At 68.5% G+C, this 18,927-nt stretch carries 11 protein-coding genes and 1 riboswitch; of the genes, 7 read left to right on the plus strand and 4 right to left on the minus strand.

Translation table 11 applies throughout. The features are described 5' to 3' along the window. Window positions 1-25 precede the first annotated feature (25 nt). Window positions 26-1,597 carry a BCCT family transporter gene (locus tag AB3X08_RS04600; protein ID WP_369936549.1) on the minus strand — a complete coding sequence of 524 codons (1,572 nt, stop codon included), beginning with the start codon at window positions 1,595-1,597 and terminating at the stop codon, window positions 26-28. 453 nt (window positions 1,598-2,050) lie between these two features. Here AB3X08_RS04600 and AB3X08_RS04605 point away from each other — a divergent pair, with 453 nt between their 5' ends. The 6 genes from AB3X08_RS04605 to AB3X08_RS04630 all read left to right on the plus strand — a co-directional run bounded on the left by AB3X08_RS04605 (window position 2,051) and on the right by AB3X08_RS04630 (window position 13,495). After that, window positions 2,051-3,901, plus strand: coding sequence for a methyl-accepting chemotaxis protein (locus tag AB3X08_RS04605; protein ID WP_369936551.1), 1,851 nt, complete (start codon window positions 2,051-2,053; stop codon window positions 3,899-3,901). 217 nt (window positions 3,902-4,118) lie between these two features. Continuing rightward, window positions 4,119-4,219, plus strand: a riboswitch (TPP riboswitch). A gap of 109 nt (window positions 4,220-4,328) precedes the next feature. Further along, window positions 4,329-6,239 (plus strand): phosphomethylpyrimidine synthase ThiC, encoded by a 1,911-nt coding sequence (gene thiC, locus AB3X08_RS04610; protein ID WP_369936553.1) that lies wholly within the window; start codon window positions 4,329-4,331, stop codon window positions 6,237-6,239. A gap of 76 nt (window positions 6,240-6,315) precedes the next feature. After that, window positions 6,316-6,981 (plus strand): ion channel, encoded by a 666-nt coding sequence (locus AB3X08_RS04615; protein ID WP_369936554.1) that lies wholly within the window; start codon window positions 6,316-6,318, stop codon window positions 6,979-6,981. Between the two features lie 254 nt (window positions 6,982-7,235). Continuing rightward, window positions 7,236-9,575 (plus strand): winged helix-turn-helix domain-containing protein, encoded by a 2,340-nt coding sequence (locus AB3X08_RS04620; protein ID WP_369936555.1) that lies wholly within the window; start codon window positions 7,236-7,238, stop codon window positions 9,573-9,575. A 121-nt stretch (window positions 9,576-9,696) separates the two neighbouring features. After that, window positions 9,697-10,593 (plus strand): helix-turn-helix transcriptional regulator, encoded by an 897-nt coding sequence (locus AB3X08_RS04625; RefSeq protein ID WP_369936556.1) that lies wholly within the window; start codon window positions 9,697-9,699, stop codon window positions 10,591-10,593. Between the two features lie 49 nt (window positions 10,594-10,642). Beyond that, a complete protein-coding gene (locus AB3X08_RS04630) occupies window positions 10,643-13,495 on the plus strand; it encodes a TonB-dependent receptor plug domain-containing protein (RefSeq protein WP_369936557.1) in 2,853 nt (950 codons plus the stop codon). 746 nt (window positions 13,496-14,241) lie between these two features. Here the strand turns inward: AB3X08_RS04630 and AB3X08_RS04635 are convergent. Both AB3X08_RS04635 and ppa read right to left on the minus strand, forming a co-directional pair. Further along, complete coding sequence (locus tag AB3X08_RS04635; protein WP_369936558.1) at window positions 14,242-15,357, minus strand: HDOD domain-containing protein; 1,116 nt, start codon at window positions 15,355-15,357, stop codon at window positions 14,242-14,244. A 161-nt stretch (window positions 15,358-15,518) separates the two neighbouring features. Continuing rightward, on the minus strand, window positions 15,519-16,052 hold the full coding sequence (gene ppa, locus AB3X08_RS04640; RefSeq protein WP_369936560.1) for an inorganic diphosphatase: 534 nt from the start codon (window positions 16,050-16,052) through the stop codon (window positions 15,519-15,521). Window positions 16,053-16,247: 195 nt separating this feature from the next. Here ppa and AB3X08_RS04645 point away from each other — a divergent pair, with 195 nt between their 5' ends. After that, a complete protein-coding gene (locus AB3X08_RS04645) occupies window positions 16,248-16,733 on the plus strand; it encodes a hypothetical protein (RefSeq protein ID WP_369936562.1) in 486 nt (161 codons plus the stop codon). A 57-nt stretch (window positions 16,734-16,790) separates the two neighbouring features. On the opposite strand, the gene AB3X08_RS04650 is transcribed toward AB3X08_RS04645, so the two are convergent. After that, entirely contained in the window at window positions 16,791-18,818 is a 2,028-nt protein-coding gene (locus tag AB3X08_RS04650) for a sodium-translocating pyrophosphatase (protein WP_369936564.1), read from the minus strand. Between the last annotated feature and the right edge of the window lie 109 nt (window positions 18,819-18,927).

Genomic DNA, 18,927 nt, shown 5'->3' on the forward strand with positions numbered 1-18,927 from the left:
GTGGCCGGCAGTGCGGCCCGCGTGCTCATTCCTGCGCGCGCTCCGCTTCGCTGCGCGTGGGGGCCTGCGCCGCCTGTTCGCGCGCGATCCACGCCTCGATCATGTGCCTGGCGTGTCGATCGCGGTGGCGTTCGCGCGTGTACTCGGCGTCCAGCACGCGGTACAGCGCAACGATCACCAGCACCATCAGCACCGCGAACGGCAGCGCGGCGATGGTGATCATGCCTTGCAGCGCGTCCAGGCCCCCGGCCAGCAACAACACCGCCGCGATCAACGCCACCGCCACGCCCCACACCAGCTTGCGTCCCAGCGGCGGATCGCCGGCCTCGTCGGTGGACATGCTGGCCAGCACCAGCACCGCCGAGTCGGCCGAGCTGACGAAGAAGATCGTCAGCAGCAGCAAGGCCACGCTGGACAGCAGCAGTGAGCCGGGTAGGCTGTCGAACAGGGTGAACAGCACCGTCTCGTAGCCGTTGCCCAGCGCCTGCAGCATGTCGACGTGGCCGAACAGCTGCGCCCACAGCGCCGCGCCGCCGAACACCGAGAACCACACGAAGCCGAGCAGGGTGGGGGCCAGCACCACGCCCACCACGAACTCGCGGATGCTGCGCCCGCGCGAGACCCGGGCGATGAACGCACCGACGAACGGTGCCCAGGCGATCCACCAGGCCCAATAGAAAATGGTCCATTCGGCCACCCACTTGCTGCCGGAGAACGGCGACATGCGCAGGCTCATCGTCACCAGCTGGTTGAGATAGGAACCCAACGTGGTGGTGAAGGTGTCGAAGATGAAGCCGGTCGGACCCAGCACCAGCACCGCGGCCAGCAACAGCGCGGCCAGCGCCAGGTTGAAGTTGGACAGCCACTTGATGCCGCGCTCCACGCCGCTGGCGGTGGAGGCCATGTACAGCACGAAGGCCACCGCGATGATGCCCATCTGCACCGGGATGCTGGCCTGCACGCCGACCACGCGTTGCAGGCCGGCGGCGATCTGGATGGTGCCGAAACCCAGCGTGGTGGCCACGCCGATCGCGGTGGCCACCACCGCAGCGATGTTCACCGCGTTGCCGATCGCACCGCGGTGGTGGCGGCCGATGACCGGCTGCAGCATGTCGCTGACCAGTCCGCGGCCGTTGCGGTTGTACTGGAACCAGGCCATCGCCAGGCCGATCAACGCGTAGATCGCCCACGGATGCAGGCCCCAATGGAAGAACGCGTAGCGCATCGACGCGCGCGCCGCCTCCATGCTTTGCGGCGGCAGGCCTTCCGGCGGCTTGAGGAAGTGCGAGATCGGCTCGGCCGCGCCCCAGAACACCAGGCCGATGCCCATGCCGGCGGCGAACAGCATCGACAGCCAGCTGGCGCGGGAGAAATCCGGCTCGGCATCCTCGCCGCCGATGCGCAGATGGCCGAAGCGGCCGAAGGCCAGATACAGCATGAAGGCCAGGGTCAGGAACACCACCAGCAGGTACATCCAGCCGGCGCCGCGGATGACCTGGGCCAGTGCCGCCTGCACCACGTCGTCGAACGGACCGGGTGCGACGCCGGCGATCAGCACCAGCAAGGCCACCTGCGCGATGGAAATACGGAACACCATGCAGCAGCGTCTCCGGGCAAGGAATCGAGAGGAAGCGCGCCGTCCTTGCGGCAAGGCCCAAGGGCAGGCGGCGCGCAGCGGTTGCCGGTCTGGAATCGCTGCAGCGGCAGCGAAGGGCGATCGCGACGAAGTCGGCAACGATACCGGGCGTATCGTCACGGGACCGTTATGGTGCGTTGCGTTGCGCGCCGCAGGCGTGTGAATTCAGGGGTGTTCCGGCAGTCAAACAAGCCCGGGCGCGCAGCCGATTCCAGTGGGTTCCCACAAGCAAAGCCGCCCCTTCACGATGCTGTCCGCAGCCATCGGCGGTGATCCTTGCCGTCGCGGCGCGGCCGCAGGCGGCTGAATCGCTAAGAGCCCGGGCATGACGCCGATCCCGGTTGCGCGCCTGCCCGCTCAGGTTGCGCGGAGGCGGCCGATACCATGGCGAAGAATTCCTGGAGGGTGAAGACGATGGCGTTGTTCACACGCAGCCCGGACGCCGATGCCGGGCATGCCGCGGCCTTGCCGGACGCACCGGTAGCGTTGCTCAGGCTGGATCAGCTAGGACGCGTGAGCGCCGTCAACCGTGCAGCGCTGGACCTGCTTGGCGTACACGTCGAGGCCTTGCTGGGCGAACCCTGCGCGGCGGTATGGGGGCTGCCGCTGGCGGCGCTGGTCGGCAGCGAGGGCAGCTGGCTGGCCTCGAACGACGATCCGGCGCGGCGCGTGCGCTACCAGCGCGATCGCGACGGCGACGGATGGCTGCTGTCGCTGCCGCATGCGGAAACCGCCGCACTGCTGCGCGACGTCGCCCTGCTCGGCGCCGGGCAGCCGCAAGGCGCCATCAGCCCGGCCTTGCAGGCGCTGGCGCAGCGGCTGCAGGCCGGTGCGCAGGCGCAGACCTTGCTGGACCGGGTCGGCGAGCGCCTGACCGGGTGCGACCTGGATCTGGGGCTGAGCACCCCGCTGTCCGCGCAGGAAACCGAGGCGATGGCCGGGCGGCGCCTGTCGGCCGGCTTCGGCAATCTGGCCGAGGCGATCCGCCAGGCGGTGGCGCTGTCGCTGCAGATCGCCGCCGACGTGCCGCATGTGGTCGCCGAGAACGACGCGCTGGCGCAGCAATCGCAGACCCAGATGGAGGCGTTGCAGACGGTGGTGGCGACCACCCGGCGGCTGCTGCAGGGGCTGCACGAAATGGACCAGGAGCTGCGCGCGGTGATCGCGGTGGCGGCCAGTGCCGACGACAGCGCGCGCCAGGGCGCGGACGCGGCGCGTGCGCTGAGCCAGGCGATGCGCGAAGTGGAGCGGCGCTCGGCGCGCGCCAACGAGGTCATCGAGGTGATCGACGCGGTCGCGTTCCAGACCAACATCCTGTCGATCAACGCCAGCATCGAGGCGGTGCATGCCGGCGCCGCCGGGCGCGGCTTCGCCGTGGTCGCCAGCGAGATCCGGCGCCTGGCCGAGCGTGCCGCCGCCGCCGCGCGCGACGTGCGCGTCATCGTCGGCGAGACCAGCAGCGCCTTGCACGACAGCGCCGCTTCGGCGCAGCACACCGAGCAGGTGCTCGGCGGCATCGGCCAACTGCTCGGCCGCGCCAGTGCGGCCATGGAGACCGTGGCCACCCGCGTCGCCGCGCAAGGCGAGGAGATCGGCGGCATCGATCGCGCGGTCGAGCATGTGGTCGGGCTCAGCCGCAGCAACCTGGACCATGTCGCGCGCGTGGTCGAGCGTAGCGCGGCATTGGCCGCGGGCAGCAGCACGCTGCACGACTGCGTGGGCCTGTTCCGCTTGCCGGCCGATCCGATGCAGCAACCGCGGCACGCGCGCATCCGCGAACTGGCGACGTCGACCGCCGGCAGGATCGGGCAGGCGCTGGCCGATGCGGTTGCGCGCGGCCGCATCGGCGAGGAGGCGCTGTTTTCCACCGACTACACGCCGATCGCGGGCATCGATCCGCCCAAGTACCGCACCGCCTTCGACGCGTTGTGCGACGAACTGCTGCCGCCGCTGCAGGAACCGCTGCTGGCCGCGCATCCATGGATCGTGTTCGCGATCTGCGCCAACCCGGATGGCTACGTGCCCACCCACAACCTGCGCTTCAGCCAGCCGCTGAGCGGCGACCGCGCCCGCGACCTGGTCGGCAACCGCACCAAGCGCATGTTCACCGATCGGGTCGGGCGCAGCGTCGGCCGCCATACCCAGCCCTATCTGTTGCAGGTGTATCGGCGCGACACTGGGCAGATCCTGTTCGACCTGTCGGTGCCGGTGTACGTGCGCGGCCGCCACTGGGGCGGGCTGCGCGTGGCCTACGTGCTGGAATGAGCGTCGCGGCGGACGCCGCACAAAAAAACGCCACCGGGGTGAGCCGGCGGCAGGGAGAGAGAGACGTCGTTCTTGTGGAGCCCAGGCTAGGCGCGGCATTTCGCCGGGGTTTGCCGCAACGGCGCGCGCGCGTGGCAGCGCTGACAAGAAGCGGGCCGGGTTGTGCGCCGATTCAGCTGCGCGCGGTTGGCGGCCGGCGCAGAAACGGGTCTAATAGCCGCAGAAGCGGGGGTACCGTCGGCGCAGGCCGCGGTTGAGACAGTCCCTTCGAACCTGATCCGGTTGATACCGGCGTAGGGAAGCTTCGCAAGCCTGGTCCGTGCGCGTTCGCGCCGGGCCGTGCCCGCGCCGCCGCTTCGTCCGTGATGCGAGTTCGCTCGCAACCGCCCGCACTCGCTGCAGGCTCTCAGAAATAGGACGAATGCCGATGAATGCCGTACCCAGCCCGTTGCCGCAGCAGGCCGATACCCTGTCCGAGTCGGTGACCCGGCCGATCCCCGGTTCGCGCAAGATCTTCGTGCCGGGCTCGCGTCCGGACCTGCGCGTGCCGATGCGCGAAATCCAGCTGACCCGCACCCCGACCCTGTTCGGCGGCGAAGACAATCCGCCGGTCACCGTGTACGACACCTCCGGGCCGTACACCGATCCGGACGCGACCATCGACCTGCGCGCCGGCCTGGCGCCGCTGCGCGCGCGCTGGATCGCCGAACGGGGCGACACCGCGGCGCTGGCCCAGCCCAGTTCCGATTTCGGCCGCGGCCGCGCGCACAACGCGCGGCTGGACGCGGTGCGCTTTCCGGCCCGGCACCTGCCGCGGCGCGCGCTGGCCGGCGCCAACGTCACCCAGATGCACTATGCGCGCCGCGGCATCGTCACGCCGGAGATGGAGTTCGTGGCGATCCGCGAGAACCAGCGGCTGGAGGCGGTGCGCGATGCGCTGCTGCGCCAGCAGCATCCCGGCGAGGCGTTCGGCGCCAGCATCCAGCACGTCATCACCCCGGAGTTCGTGCGCGAGGAGATCGCCCGCGGCCGCGCCATCCTGCCCAACAACATCAACCATCCGGAAAGCGAGCCGATGATCATCGGCCGCAATTTCCTGACCAAGATCAACGCCAACATCGGCAACAGCGCGCTCAGCTCGGGCATCGCCGAGGAAGTGGAGAAGCTGGTGTGGTCGATCCGCTGGGGCGGCGACACGGTGATGGACCTGTCCACCGGCAAGCACATCCACGAGACCCGCGAGTGGATCATCCGCAATTCGCCGGTGCCGATCGGCACGGTGCCGATCTACCAGGCGCTGGAAAAAGTGGATGGCCGCGCCGAGGAGCTGACCTGGGAGATCTTCCGCGACACGCTGATCGAGCAGGCCGAGCAGGGCGTGGACTACTTCACCATCCACGCCGGGGTGCTGCTGCGCTACGTGCCGCTGACCGCCAAGCGCGTCACCGGCATCGTCTCGCGCGGCGGCTCGATCCTGGCCAAGTGGTGCCTGGCGCATCACAGGGAGAATTTCCTCTACACCCACTTCGAGGACATCTGCGAGATCATGAAGGCCTACGACGTGGCCTTCTCGCTGGGCGACGGGCTGCGCCCGGGGTGCATCGCCGATGCCAACGACGCGGCGCAGTTCGGCGAGCTGGAAACGCTGGGCGAACTGACCAGGATCGCGTGGCAGCACGACGTGCAGACCATGATCGAAGGCCCCGGCCACGTGCCGATGCAGTTGATCAAGCAGAACATGGACAAGCAGCTGCGCGAATGCGGCGAGGCGCCGTTCTATACGCTGGGCCCGCTGACCACCGACATCGCGCCCGGCTACGACCACATCACCTCGGCGATCGGCGCGGCGATGATCGGCTGGTTCGGCACCGCGATGCTGTGTTACGTGACGCCGAAGGAGCACCTGGGCCTGCCCAACCGGCAGGACGTGCGCGACGGCATCATGGCCTACAAGATCGCCGCGCACGCGGCCGACCTGGCCAAGGGCCATCCCGGTGCGCAGGTGCGCGACAACGCGCTGTCCAAGGCGCGCTTCGAGTTCCGCTGGGACGACCAGTTCCATCTCGGCCTGGATCCGGAAAAGGCCAAGGACTTCCACGACGAGACGCTGCCGAAGGACGCGCACAAGCTGGCGCATTTCTGTTCGATGTGCGGCCCGCATTTCTGCTCGATGAGCATCTCCCAAGACCTGCGCGGCGAGTCCGCGCAGGGCACCCAGGACGTACGCGACTACGCCGCCGAGCACGGCGTCGGCGAGGCCGACGCGCTGCAGGCCGGCATGGCCGAGAAATCGGCGCAGTTCCTGGAGGCCGGTGCCGAGCTCTATCGGCGGGAGTAAGGCCGAGGCCGCGGCATTGCCGCCGCCGTGGCGTGCGCTTGTCTATGATGCGCGCACGCCACTTCCGGAATTCCGCATGCTTCGCTACTCGCTCGCCTTGCGCCGCCACCCGTCCGCGTTGCTGCTGGGCGTGCAGTTGCTGGGCCTGCTGCTGTATCCGCTGATGGAAGACACCGCCGCCGGGCGCGCGCTGTTCGGCGCGTTCGGCATCGTGGTGCTGGGCTTGGCGCTGTGGGTGGTCAACCGCAGCCCGTCGGTACTGTGGATCGCCTGGTGCCTGGCGGCGCCGTCGGTGGTGCTGTCGATCGCCGCGGCGCTGCAACACAGCCCGCAGCTCGGCGCGTTCGCGCAGCTGCTGGAAAGCCTGCTGTATTTCTATACGGCGGCCAGCCTGATCGCCTACATGCTGCAGGACCACGAGGTCACCCGCGACGAACTGTACGCGGCGGGCGCGACCTTCACCTTGCTGGCATGGGCGTTCGCCTTCGCGTTCTCGGTGTGCCAGCAGTGGCTGCCCGGCAGCTTCATCGGCGCACAGATGACGCAGTCGCCGCGCACCTGGATGGAGTTGCTGTACCTGAGTTTCAGCGTGCTGTCCGGGGTCGGGCTCAGCGACGTGCTGCCGGTGTTGCCGCTGGCGCGTTCGCTGGTCATGCTCGAGCAGTTCGCCGGGGTGATGTATATCGCCCTGGTGGTGTCGCGGCTGATTGGGCTGAGCGTCACACGCAAATCGAAAACCTGAACCGACGTTAAAAAAAACGCGCCAACTGGCGCGTAATCTTGCAACGTTTATGTGAGTTTCGTCGGCGGAGAGAGAGCCTGTAGTGCTTCGCCGCGATTGGCGGCGGCAACGACTAGGGTAGAATTTGTCGGCATCGCCACGCCTGGCTGCATTCGTCGCATTGGTTTGCCGAATCTGCCCGTTGACGCCACGTGGCGCCATTTTTGCCGTGACGCGGTTCCCACTCCATCGCAGATCGTCGTTGCCTTAGCCGCATGTCCTCACCATCTTCCGCCACGCCGCTGCTTCCGGACCGGTTGCAGGTCGGCGATTGCCTGGTGCTGCTGTCGCTGCGCGAAGTGCATGCGCCGCGCGCGCGGCGGCCGCAGCGGCTCACGCCCAAGGCGATGGGCGTGCTGCGCGCGCTGCTGGCGCAGCCAGGGCAGGTGGTGGAGCGCGAGACCTTGCTGGCCCAGGTGTGGCCGGACACGCAGCCGACCAACGATGTGGTGACCCAGGCCATCACCCAGCTGCGCAAGGCGTTCGCTGCCGGTGTGAAGGGCGATGCGCCGCCCTACATCGAGACCCTGGCCAAGACCGGCTATCGCCTGGTGGCGCCGGTGCAGGCGCTGGCGGAGGTGGATGCCGCTGCGCCAGCGGCCGCTGCGGCGACGAACGAGCAGCCGCGGGCCGATGCCGACATCGCCGCGCCGGCGCTCGCCGACGCCGCGCCGTTGCCGGCCGCGGTTGCGCCTGTGCCGCCGCCGCGCCGCTGGCAGGCGGTGCTGGCGGCCGCCGCGGGCGCGAGCCTGATGTTGCTGGCGATGCTGATCTGGTGGCTGCCGCAGCGGGGCCAGGACGCGGCCGGCAGCGAGCAGGAGCGGGTGATCGGCAGCCCGGAGCGGCCGTACCGCCTGATCACCACGATGCCGGGCTTCGAACTGGAGCCGGTGTTGTCGCCGGATGGCGCGCAGGTGGCCTATGCCGCGGGAATCGAGGGCCGTGCGGGGACGCAACTGCTGGTGCAGGCGACCGGCCGTGCGGCTGGCAGCGTGCCGCCGCGCTCGCTCGGCGTGCCGGGCAAGGGCTATTCCGATCGCCTGCCGGCCTGGTCGCCCGATGGCCGCCGCATCGCCTTCGCCCGGCTGGGGCCGGAGGGGGAATGCCAGGTGCTGCTGGTGGCTGCCGACAAGCCCGGCGTCGCGCGCGAAGCGACCCGCTGCGACGGCACCGAGCTGCTCAGTTTCGACTGGACGCCGGACGGGCGCGGCCTGCTGTTCGGCAGCATGACCGGGCGCCAGCCCAACCGCGGGATCCGCGTGCTGGATCTGGCCAGCGGCCACTGGCGCGCGCTGCCCTACACGCTCGCGGCGGGCGATTTCGACTACGCGCCGCGGTATTCGCCCGATGGCCGGTGGATCGCGTTCGTGCGCAACCCGCAGTTGGGCGGGCTGTGGCGGATGCCGGCCGGCGGCGGCCGCGCCGAGCCGCTGACCCGGGAGCTTGCCGAGATCCGTGGCTGGGACTGGACCCAGGACAGCCGCGGGCTGGTGTTCGGGCGCAGGGTCGACAGCGAGACGCGCCTGTACCGGCTGGATACCGCCTCGCGACGCCTGCGCGACCTGAACCTGGGCGACGCGCAGTCGCCGACCCTGTCGCGCGACGGCGAGCGGCTCGCCTTCGTGCACCGGCGCCCGCAGTTCGCGCTGTATCGCATCGCCGCCGCCGATCGCCATGGCAAGCGCGAGAGCCAGCGCCTGTTCGCCTCCACCGGGCGCGACAACCAGCCGGTAATCGCGCCCGATGGCCGCCAGTTGGTGTTCACCTCCGACCGTTCCGGCAGCTTCGCGCTGTGGTGGGGCGATGTGACCCGGCCGCAGTCGCTGCGCATGATCGAAGGGTTGCGTCCGGAAACCGGGCAGCCGCCGGCCTGGTCGGCCGACAGCCAGTCGCTGCTGATCAACGGCCGCGATGCGCTGGGGCGTTCGCTGATCTACGAAGTGCGGCCGCAGTCGGGCAGCGTCGTGCCGTTGCCGTTGCCGGTGCCGTCCGGCGAGCCGCTGCAGGCCGCCTACACCGCCGATCCGGCGCAGTTGCTGGTGCTGCTCGGCGAGAACGGCCACACCCGTCTGCAGCTGTACGACCGGCGCAGCCTGCCGTGGCGGCGGCTGGCGGCGCTGGACGATGTCTCGCAACTGCGCGTGGACGCGGACAACGGCCGGGTGCTGTTCACCCGCCTGGCGCGCAGCGGCCTGTGGCGTGCCGACGCCACCCTGGACCCGGCCAGCGTGGCGGCGGTCGACGCGGCGGTGCCGTCGCTGTGGCGCTACCGCACCTGGGCGCTCGGTGCGGACGGCGCCGTGCGCTACCTGTTCCCGACCGGCGAGTGCGCCAGCCGGCTGGCGCGGATCGGCGGCGGCCTCGGCGACAGCACGTGCCTGGACCGCGACCGGCTCAGTTCGGTCAGCGGCTTCAGCATCGACCGGCGCAGCGGCGACGTGTATGCGTCGCTGGCGGTGGAGGACGGCAGCGACATCGGCTTCATGCGCATGCCCGAGAGCACCGGCTGGTTCTCGGTGATTGCTTCCAAGTGGTTGATGAACAAGGGGAAGTGAGCTTCGTAAGTTGTTCGTGACGGCTTCGTGCCGATTTCGGACAAATATCGCCACATCGTCCTGACCTTGCCGCCACATCCGGCAAGACTGCGCGCCTGTTCAAGCAAAGCGGGTGCAGCGGATGCGACAAGTCTTCATGGCCGATCGTGGGCAGCAACGGATCCTGGACAACGAGGACGCGCCGGCCGGCTCGGCCTGCCTGGGCGCGGCGCGCCTGGGTAGCCTGCAGGCCTCGGCCACCGCGTTCACGGTCTGGATCCAACTGCGCGGCAGCGCCTGGATCGAAGCCAAGGAAGGCCGCTTCGAACTGCAGCGCGGCCAGTGGCTGGCCTTGGAGCGCGATTCGCGTCCGCTGGTGCAGGCCGATCGCGACGGCTTGTGCATCGGGCTCAGTCTGGACGCCGATGCGCTGAAGGCGCTGGGACGGATGGCCGATGCGACCCTGTACGCCGGCCGCGGCGTGCTGCCGCCGCGCGAGGCGCGGATCGCGCTGCGGCTGTGGCGGCAGGCGGCCGCGCGGCCGGGCGATGTGCTGGCGATGCGTCCGGTGCTGTTGCACCTGGCCTCGATGCAGGGCGAGCTGTCGCACCGTGTGCAGCGCTGCCCGGGGCGTTCGCGGGTGCGCAAGCGCCAGGTGTTCGGACGCATGCAGCGCGCGCATCTGTATCTGGAAGGGCACCGCGACCGCGTGGTGCGGATCAGCGAACTGGCCGAGCTGACCAACTTCTCCAGCTGGTACCTGTCCAAGACCTTCCAGAGCCTGTACGAGGAAAGCCCGCAGGCGCTGTCGGCGCGCCTGCGCCTGGAACGCGCCGCGGACCTGCTGCGCGAGACGCCGATGATGATCGGCGAGGTCGCCGCGGCCAGCGGCTTCGACAATTGCTGCAGCTTCGCCCGTGCTTTCCGTGCGCGCTTCGGCGTGTCCGCTTCGCAATATCGGCAGGCGGCCACGGTGCCGCCAGAGTCGGCAAAGTCTGCGAACGGCCGCGGCAAAGCGCCGGTGCTCACCGGAACGTAACGTGCCGAGGGCGCTTAACACGCCCCTAACGTTACCCCTGGAGAGATGAATGAACCTTCGCACTTCCGCAGTGCGGCTGGGCCTGTTGCCCGCCAGCATCGCGATCGCGTTGACGCCGGCCATGGCCGGCGCGCAAGAATCCGCCGCGTCGACCACCACCCTGGATCGCATCGAGATCACCGGCTCGCGCATTCGCAGCGCCGATGTCGAGACGCAGCAGCCGATCCTGACCCTGGATCGCCAGGCGCTTGAGCGCCAGGGCTACACGTCGGTCGCCGACGTGCTGCAGAACCTGACCTCGGCCGGTTCCCCGGCCATCTCGCGCGCCGACGCACTGGCTTCTGGCGAGAACGTCGGCGGCTACTACGTGGATCTGCGCAATCTGGGCGCCGAGCGTACCCTGGTGCTGGTGAACGGCAAGCGCCTGGGCGCAACCACCTCGGGTCTGCAGGACCTCAGCCAGATTCCGATGTCCGCGATCGAGCGTATCGAAGTGCTGAAGGACGGCGCCTCGTCGATCTACGGCTCCGACGCCATCGCCGGCGTCGTCAACGTCATCACCCGCAAGCGCTTCGACGGCGCCGAGGCCTCGGTCGAGTACGGCCAGTTCGGCCAGGGCGACGGCGAGACCTCGCAGTACTCCTTGACCATCGGCTCGCAGGGCGAGCGCGGCGGCGTGACCCTGAGCGCCGAGTACTCCAAGCAGGATCCGGTGTTCGCCAAGAACCGCTGGTTCAGCCGCGACGGCAGCCGCGGTCCGAACTCGACCCCGGGCAGCTGGAGCCCGATCAGCCAGAATGGCTCCTGGTGCAACCCGCTCCAGGTCGACTGCACCGATCCCAGCGTGGCGGTGTGGCAGACCCTGAATCCGGGCGGCAACCCGAACAACCCGGCCGACTACCATCCGCTGACGGCCGCCGAGCGCGCCAACTCGAACCAGCAGATGATGTTGCAGACCGGCATCGAGCGTAAGTCGGTGTTCGCCAACGCGAACTACGACCTGACCGACGCGATCGTGTTCAACGCCGACATGCTCTACAACGAGCGCACCACCGACCAGCAGATCGCCGGCTACCCGTACCAGTCCGCGTCCTTCGACACGCCGCTGTCGGGCGACAGCGCGTTCAACCCGATCGGGCAGGACGTCGATTTCCGCCGCCGTCTGTGGGAAGTGCCGCGCACCACCGAGAGCAAGCTGAAGACCACGCGCTTCGCGCCGACCGTCAGCGGCTACTTCGAATTCGCCGGCAAGACCTGGGACTGGGACGTCGGCGCGCTGTGGAACCGCAACGAGAGCACCAAGACCGGTCACGGCGACATGAGCCTGATCGCCTCGCGTCAGGCGCTGGGTTCGTCCTTCATCAACGCCAACGGCGTCGCCCAGTGCGGCACCGCTGCCGCGCCGGTGTCGCTGAGCAACTGCCGTCCGTGGAACCCGCTGCTGCCCTACGGCGTCGCCGGCCCGGGCTCGCTGGCCGACCCGGACACCCAGGCCTTCCTGTTCCCGTACTTCACCGACACCGGCCTGACCAAGACCACCAGCTACACCGCGAACCTGAGCGGCACGCTGGCGACCCTGCCGGCCGGCGATCTGGGCATCGCGGTGGGTTACGAGCACCGCAAGGAAGAAGGCCGCTTCTCGCCGGACGCGTTCGCGCAGTCGGGTGAGAGCACCGGTCTGGGCGCCAAGACCACCGCCGGCAACTACAAGCTGGACGAGTTCTACCTCGAGTTGAACGTGCCGATCCTGCGCGACATGGCGTTCGCCAAGGAACTGACGATCAATGCCGCCAGCCGCTATTCGGACTACAGCAACTTCGGCGACACCGTCAATTCCAAGTTCGGCTTCACCTGGAAGCCGATCGACGAGCTGCTGGTCCGCGGCACCTACGCCGAAGGCTTCCGGGCGCCGACCATCAACGATCTGTACGGCGGCCTGAGCAGCAGCTTCGAGTCGTATGTCGATCCGTGCGGCGTGGGCGCTCCGAACAGCGTCAACGGCAACGCGGCGTGCACCGGGGCCGGCGTGCCGATCGGCTACACCCAGCTGGGCCAGGGTTACGTCCCGTGCACGACCTATCCGTGCCAGACCCCCGACGAGTTCATCAGCGGCGCCAACCCGAACCTGAAGCCGGAAACCTCCACCAGCAAGACCGCGGGTCTGGTGTGGAGCCCGCGCTGGGTGCAGGGCCTGGACATCTCGCTGGATTGGTACCGCTACGAGATCAAGGACATGATCATCTCCGATAGCGTGGACCGCATCCTGCGCGACTGCTACGTGCTGGGCGACGCCTCGCGCTGCGCGGGCGTGACGCGTGCGGCCGACGGCCACATCTCGGCGATGACCTACGGCGTGGCCAATCTCGGCCAGATGGAAACCGAAGGCTACGATCTGGGCGTGAAGTACCGTCTGCCGGAAATGGGCATCGGCAACATCCTGATCGACTGGCAGACCAGCTACGTCAGCAAGTACGACGAAGCGGGCCAGAACGGCGCCGGCGACAACATCATGATCGGCCGCGTCGGCGAGCCGGGCATCTTCCGCGTGCGCTCCAACCTGGGCGTGAACTGGTCGATGGGCGACTTCGGTGTGAACTACACCCTGCGCTACTACTCGGGCATGAAGGAAAGCTGCATTTCTCTGGCACAGGACTACTGCGACGCGCCGGACCATTTCGCCAACGGCGAATCCGATCCGCTGCGTCACACCGGCTCCAACACCTTCCACGACCTGCAGGTCAACTGGAAGGCGCCGTGGGATGCGACGATCGCCATCGGCGCGAACAACGTGTTCGATCACCGCGGTCCGCTGATGTACTCGGCACCGGATAGCGCATTCGCCTACTACGGCGGCTTCGATATCGGTCGCTACATGTACATGAAGTACACCCAGCGCTTCTGATCCACCGACGTTTGAGCAAAAAGAAGACGGGCCGCAAGGCCCGTCTTTTTTTGTGCGGTTTGCGCGAGCGAGGCAGCGGCAGTCGCGAGGCAGTGCGTCCTGTGTGGGAGCGACTTCGGGGCAGCTTTAGTAGCTTCATTCCGGAAGCTGCGCGCTGCACGCTTCGTGTCGATGGCGAGTCGTTTTCCTGTCGCGGCTGAAGCCGCTCCTACAAGAGCACGGCGCGCATGTTGTAGGAGCGGCTTCAGCCGCGACAGAACGACGAAGTGGCCGCGATGTCAAGGTATCCATGAAAAAAGCAACCGCAACGCCACCGAGCCCACCGCCAATGCGCCTCTGCCACTTCATGGCATCTCGAATGCATCGATGCCGAAACCTGCGCGCTGGCCATGCCGGCGTCTCGCAAGTGCGTCGACATGCTTTTTGGGAATTATTGAGGTGTTGAAGCCACTCCCACACATGGCAGCAGGAGTACCCGTGCTTATCGTCGCTGCAGCGGCGAAACGTGCTGGCGGCGGTGTCGCGCTCAGCGCGATCGAGGAGAGAAGCCGAGCGGCTCTTCCGCTTATCGGCGCTTGCTGCGCTGCCGTAGGTGGCGGCGCTGAGGAAGGTACGGATGCCCGGAATCGGCGGCACCGCGCATGGCACTGCGCATCCATCGCTGCGATCGCGATCGGCATGCGCGCCAAGGGAAGCCATTTCCCTGAACGTTCCCTGCGCCACGCGGGCGCAGCGCTGCCGCGGCGCTAGGCCGAGGTCAGCCCCATCAGGTTTTCCGCCTGCTCGCGCCAGGCCGGCAGCTTGTTCAGCGTGCCGGTCTTGGCCAGATAGTCCTCGTCGATGTCCGAGCCGCTAGCCAAGGCCATCGCCACGTGCACCGCGCCGGTGACCCAGAAGCTGCGGGTGCTGGAGCGCTGCGGCTCGCGGTGGAACGCCACCGCTTCGATGATCGGCATCGGCAGGCCCCACAGGCCGAGCAGGTAGGCGCCCGCTTCGGCATGGCCGGGACGTTCGTCGTCGCCTTCTACGGCAGGCTCGCGCTCGTTGCGGACGCCTGGCAATAGCAGGCCGATATCGGCCAGCAGCGCGGCGGTCGCACCCAGTTCGGCGCTGGAGGATGGCAGCATCTTCGACGCCAGCTTCGACGCCAGCAGCGAGCGCTGCTGCAGCGCGTTGCGCTCGGCATTGGACAGCGCCTGCACCGAGAACACTTCGCTGGCCAGGACCAGGTCGCGCAAGGTGGCGATGCCCAGCCGCGTCACCGCGGTGCGCAGGTCGGAAATGGTGCGGCCGTTGGAGAAGTATGCCGAATTGCACAGCTGCAGCACCTTGGCCGCGATCGCCGGATCGGCCGAGACCAGCTTGGCCAGGTCGGCGGCGTTGCTGCCGTCGTCCTGTTCCAGCGCATGCATCAGGCTCAGGTACAGATGCGGCGGCGAGGGCAGCTTCTCGATGCGGCCGATGCTGGCGCGCAGCCTGGGATCGCCGAGCAGCTCCTGCAGTTCCTCGATGCTGGTGACCGCCTCGAGCAGCATTTCCGGCGCCAGCGGCAGCGGCAGGAAGCGATGCGCCACGCCGATGATGCGCGCCGGCGGTGCACGATTGCTCTGTTCGGCGTCGATCAGCGCGATGCGGATGGTCTCCGGGCTCAGCGTGCGGATCTGGCCGAGCAGGGTGGCCGTGGTCAGGTCGGGCAGCGCAGGCGCGGCAATTACCGCGTCCAGGTGCACGGTCGCGGCGGCGGCAATGGCGGCATTGCCGTCGGTCACGGTCTGGACCTGCCAGTCCTCGCCCAATTCGCGGATGTATGCGGTGACTTCGGCCGGCAGGCTCGCCTCGTCGCCGACGAACAGGATACGCAAGAGACTACCCCCCAAGAGGAGCCGGTTCACGCTCGACCGGCCCGGACATTCGTTCAGCAATGTACTCTAAACCCGGGAATACGGCAGCGTCCGTATTCGTAAAACGTGAAGCGAGTCAGCCGCGGCGGCGATCCCCCGCCGCCGCGTCGGTTTTCGTGGGGTCAGCCGCCGGCCTTGTAGCGCTCGACCGCGTCCAGCAGGATCTGCTTGGCCTCGGCGGCGTTGCCCCAGCCATCCAGCTTGACCCACTTGCCCTTCTCCAGATCCTTGTAGTGCTCGAAGAAGTGGCCGATGCGCTCCATCCAGTGGCCCGACACCTGGGCGATGTCCTCGATGTGGCCATAGCCCTCGAACACCTTGGCCACCGGCACCGCCAGGATCTTCTCGTCGCTGCCGGCCTCGTCGCTCATCTTGAGCACGCCGACCGGGCGGCAACGCACCACGCAGCCCGGCACCAGCGGCAACGGCAGCACCACCAGCACGTCGGCCGGGTCGCCGTCGCCGCACAGGGTGTTGGGCACATAGCCGTAATTGCAGGGATAACGCATCGGCGTGGACAGGATGCGGTCGACGAAGATCGCGCCGCTGGCCTTGTCCACTTCGTACTTGACCGGCTCCGAATCCTTGGGGATTTCGATGACGACGTTGATTTCTTCCGGGAGATTCTTGCCGGAGGTGACCAGTTCCAGACCCATGCGCTAGCTCCAGTGGAGTGGCTTCAAAAGAGGTCTGCATTCTAGTCGGTTGGCTGTTGCAATGCAGCGCGGGCGGCTCAGCCTATTCCTACAAGGCTTTCGGACTCCGTACCGCTGCGCATGGGCGGGTTTCCGATAGTGCCCGGCCGGCTGCGGGGCGACGCTATGCGCACAGTCCACCCAAGGAGCAAGGCGATGAAAGGAATCCCGTTGTTGGTCGGCGCGACGTTGGCGGGCGCGCTGCTGGTTGTCGGTGCGGCCCGGGCGCAGGCGCAGCAGGTCTATGTGGATGCGGTCGACTATCCCACCGCGGGCGCGGGCTGGGAGGCGTTCGACGACCTGGAGCGGCGGCTGGCCGAAGACTTCGACCAGAGTTGTGGCGACACCTTCTGCGAAGGCGAGTACAGCGACTACCAGCCGCTGCGCTACCGCTGCTCGGTACGCCAGCGCGATGGCGCGATCGGCCAATGCGTGTGGACCTTCGGCGCCAGCGAGGCCAGCATCGACCCGGCCACCGGCCAGGTGCAGGTGGATGCGAAGCTGTGGCAATGCCCCACGCCGTTGCTGCCGCAGACCCGGCTGGTCGCGCTGTACCAGGCTCTGGCAGGAGAGCATCCGTTGTTCGCGCCGCTGCCGCACAGCGAGCGCAGCGTCAACGATGGGCTGATCGATTGCCTGTAGTCGCGCTCGTGCGGCCCGGCGCCGGCGGATCGCCAGCGCCGGTGCCGGGCGGTGCCGCTACAGCAGCGGCACCATCAGCAGCGCGACGATGTTGATGATCTTGATCAGCGGATTGATCGCCGGGCCGGCGGTGTCCTTGTACGGATCGCCGACGGTGTCGCCGGTGACCGCGGCTTTGTGCGCCTCGCTGCCCTTGCCGCCGAAGTGGCCGTCCTCGATGTACTTCTTGGCGTTGTCCCAGGCGCCGCCGCCGGTGGTCATCGAGATCGCCACGAACAGCCCGGTGACGATGGTGCCGATCAGCAGGCCGCCGAGCGCGCGCGGGCCGAGCAGCAGCCCGACCACCACCGGCACCGCCACCGGCAGTAGCGATGGCACGATCATTTCGCGGATCGCCGAACGGGTCAGCATGTCCACCGCGCGGTCGTACTGCGGCTTGCCGGTGCCTTGCATGATGCCGGGGATTTCGCGGAACTGGCGCCGCACCTCCTCGACCACGGCGCCGGCGGCGCGGCCTACCGCCTCCATCGCCATCGCGCCGAACAGGTAGGGGATCAGCCCGCCGAGCAGCAGGCCGATGATCACCGTGTGGTCGGACAGGTCGAAGGCGAAGGTGTCGCCCGGATGCGCAGCGCGCAGGTTGTGCGTGTAGTCGGCGAACAGCACCAGCGCGGCGAGTGCGGCCGAACCGATCGCATAGCCCTTGGTCACCGCCTTGGTGGTATTGCCGACCGCGTCCAGCGGGTCGGTCACCGCGCGCACGTCCGGCGGCAGCTCGGCCATCTCGGCGATGCCGCCGGCGTTGTCGGTGATCGGCCCGTAGGCGTCGAGCGCGACGATCATGCCGGCCATCGACAGCATCGCCGTGGCGGCGATGGCGATGCCGTACAGGCCCGACAGCGCGAACGCGCCCCAGATCGCCGCGCAAACCGCGATCACCGGCAGCGCGGTCGATTTCATCGAGATGCCGAGCCCGGCGATGATGTTGGTGCCATGTCCGGTGGTCGAGGCCTGCGCCACATGCTGCACCGGCTTGTACTGGGTGCCGGTGTAGTACTCGGTGATCCACACGATCAGGCCGGTCAGCACCAGGCCGATCAGCGCGCAGCCGTAGAGCTTGGTCGCGCCGGCCGCGGTGTCGCCCATCAACTGCTGGGTCACCGGCCAGAACGCCGCGGCGGCCAGCACCGCGGACACGAGCACGCCCTTGTACAGCGCGCCCATGATCGAGCCGCCGGGTCGCACCCGCACGAAGAAGGTGCCGACGATCGAGGCGACGATCGACACCCCGCCGAGCACCAGCGGATACAGCACCGCGTTGCGCCCGGCCTCGGCCGCCATCAACCCACCCAGCAGCATGGTGGCGATGACGGTGACCGCGTAGGTCTCGAACAAGTCCGCGGCCATGCCCGCGCAGTCGCCGACGTTGTCGCCGACGTTGTCGGCGATCACGGCCGGATTGCGCGGGTCGTCCTCCGGGATGCCCGCCTCGACCTTGCCCACCAGGTCCGCGCCGACATCGGCGCCCTTGGTGAAGATGCCGCCGCCCAGCCGCGCGAAGATCGAGATCAGCGAACTGCCGAAGGCCAGGCCGACCAGCGCGTGCAGGCTTTCCTCGACGTTGCGCCCCAGCCATTGCAGCACGCCGTAATAGCCGGCCACGCCGATCAGGCCCAGCCCGACCACCAGCATGCCGGTGATCGCGCCGCCGCGGAACGCCACGTCCATCGCTGGTCCCAGGCCGCGCCGCGCCGCCTCGGCAGTGCGCACGTTGGCGCGCACCGACAGGTTCATGCCGATGTAGCCGGCCGCGCCCGACAGCACCGCGCCGATCGCGAAGCCACCGGCGGTGTACCAGCTCAGGAATAACCCGACCAGCAGCAACAGCGCCACGCCGGCGATGGCGATGGTCTGGTACTGGCGGTTGAGGTAGGCGCGTGCGCCTTCCTGGATCGCATCGGCGATCTGCCGCATGCGTTCGTTGCCGGCGGGCTGCGCCAGGATCCAGCGCGTGGACACCACGCCGTAGAGTATTGCCAAGACCGCGCACGCCAGTGCCACGGTAACCGCATATCGTTCCAGCATGACCCCTCCCAAGGATGTGGATGTCGCCCAAGCGGTGGGGCGTACAGCGGGATCACACCGAAAGGAGCCTGAGGCATGCAACGACTCCGCGGCCGCAATGCGCCGGTGG

Source organism: Xanthomonas sp. DAR 34887 (genome assembly GCF_041245805.1).
GTDB classification, from domain to species: Bacteria; Pseudomonadota; Gammaproteobacteria; order Xanthomonadales; family Xanthomonadaceae; genus Xanthomonas_A; species Xanthomonas_A tesorieronis.

Coding starts and splice junctions, on each gene's coding strand:
- AB3X08_RS04645 (WP_369936562.1), top strand. CDS start 16,248: ATGAAAGGAATCCCGTTGTTGGTCGGCGCGACGTTGGCGGGCGCGCTG.
- AB3X08_RS04630 (WP_369936557.1), top strand. CDS start 10,643: ATGAACCTTCGCACTTCCGCAGTGCGGCTGGGCCTGTTGCCCGCCAGC.
- AB3X08_RS04650 (WP_369936564.1), bottom strand. CDS start 18,818: ATGCTGGAACGATATGCGGTTACCGTGGCACTGGCGTGCGCGGTCTTG.
- AB3X08_RS04625 (WP_369936556.1), top strand. CDS start 9,697: ATGCGACAAGTCTTCATGGCCGATCGTGGGCAGCAACGGATCCTGGAC.
- AB3X08_RS04600 (WP_369936549.1), bottom strand. CDS start 1,597: ATGGTGTTCCGTATTTCCATCGCGCAGGTGGCCTTGCTGGTGCTGATC.
- thiC (WP_369936553.1), top strand. CDS start 4,329: ATGAATGCCGTACCCAGCCCGTTGCCGCAGCAGGCCGATACCCTGTCC.
- AB3X08_RS04620 (WP_369936555.1), top strand. CDS start 7,236: ATGTCCTCACCATCTTCCGCCACGCCGCTGCTTCCGGACCGGTTGCAG.
- AB3X08_RS04605 (WP_369936551.1), top strand. CDS start 2,051: ATGGCGTTGTTCACACGCAGCCCGGACGCCGATGCCGGGCATGCCGCG.
- ppa (WP_369936560.1), bottom strand. CDS start 16,052: ATGGGTCTGGAACTGGTCACCTCCGGCAAGAATCTCCCGGAAGAAATC.
- AB3X08_RS04615 (WP_369936554.1), top strand. CDS start 6,316: ATGCTTCGCTACTCGCTCGCCTTGCGCCGCCACCCGTCCGCGTTGCTG.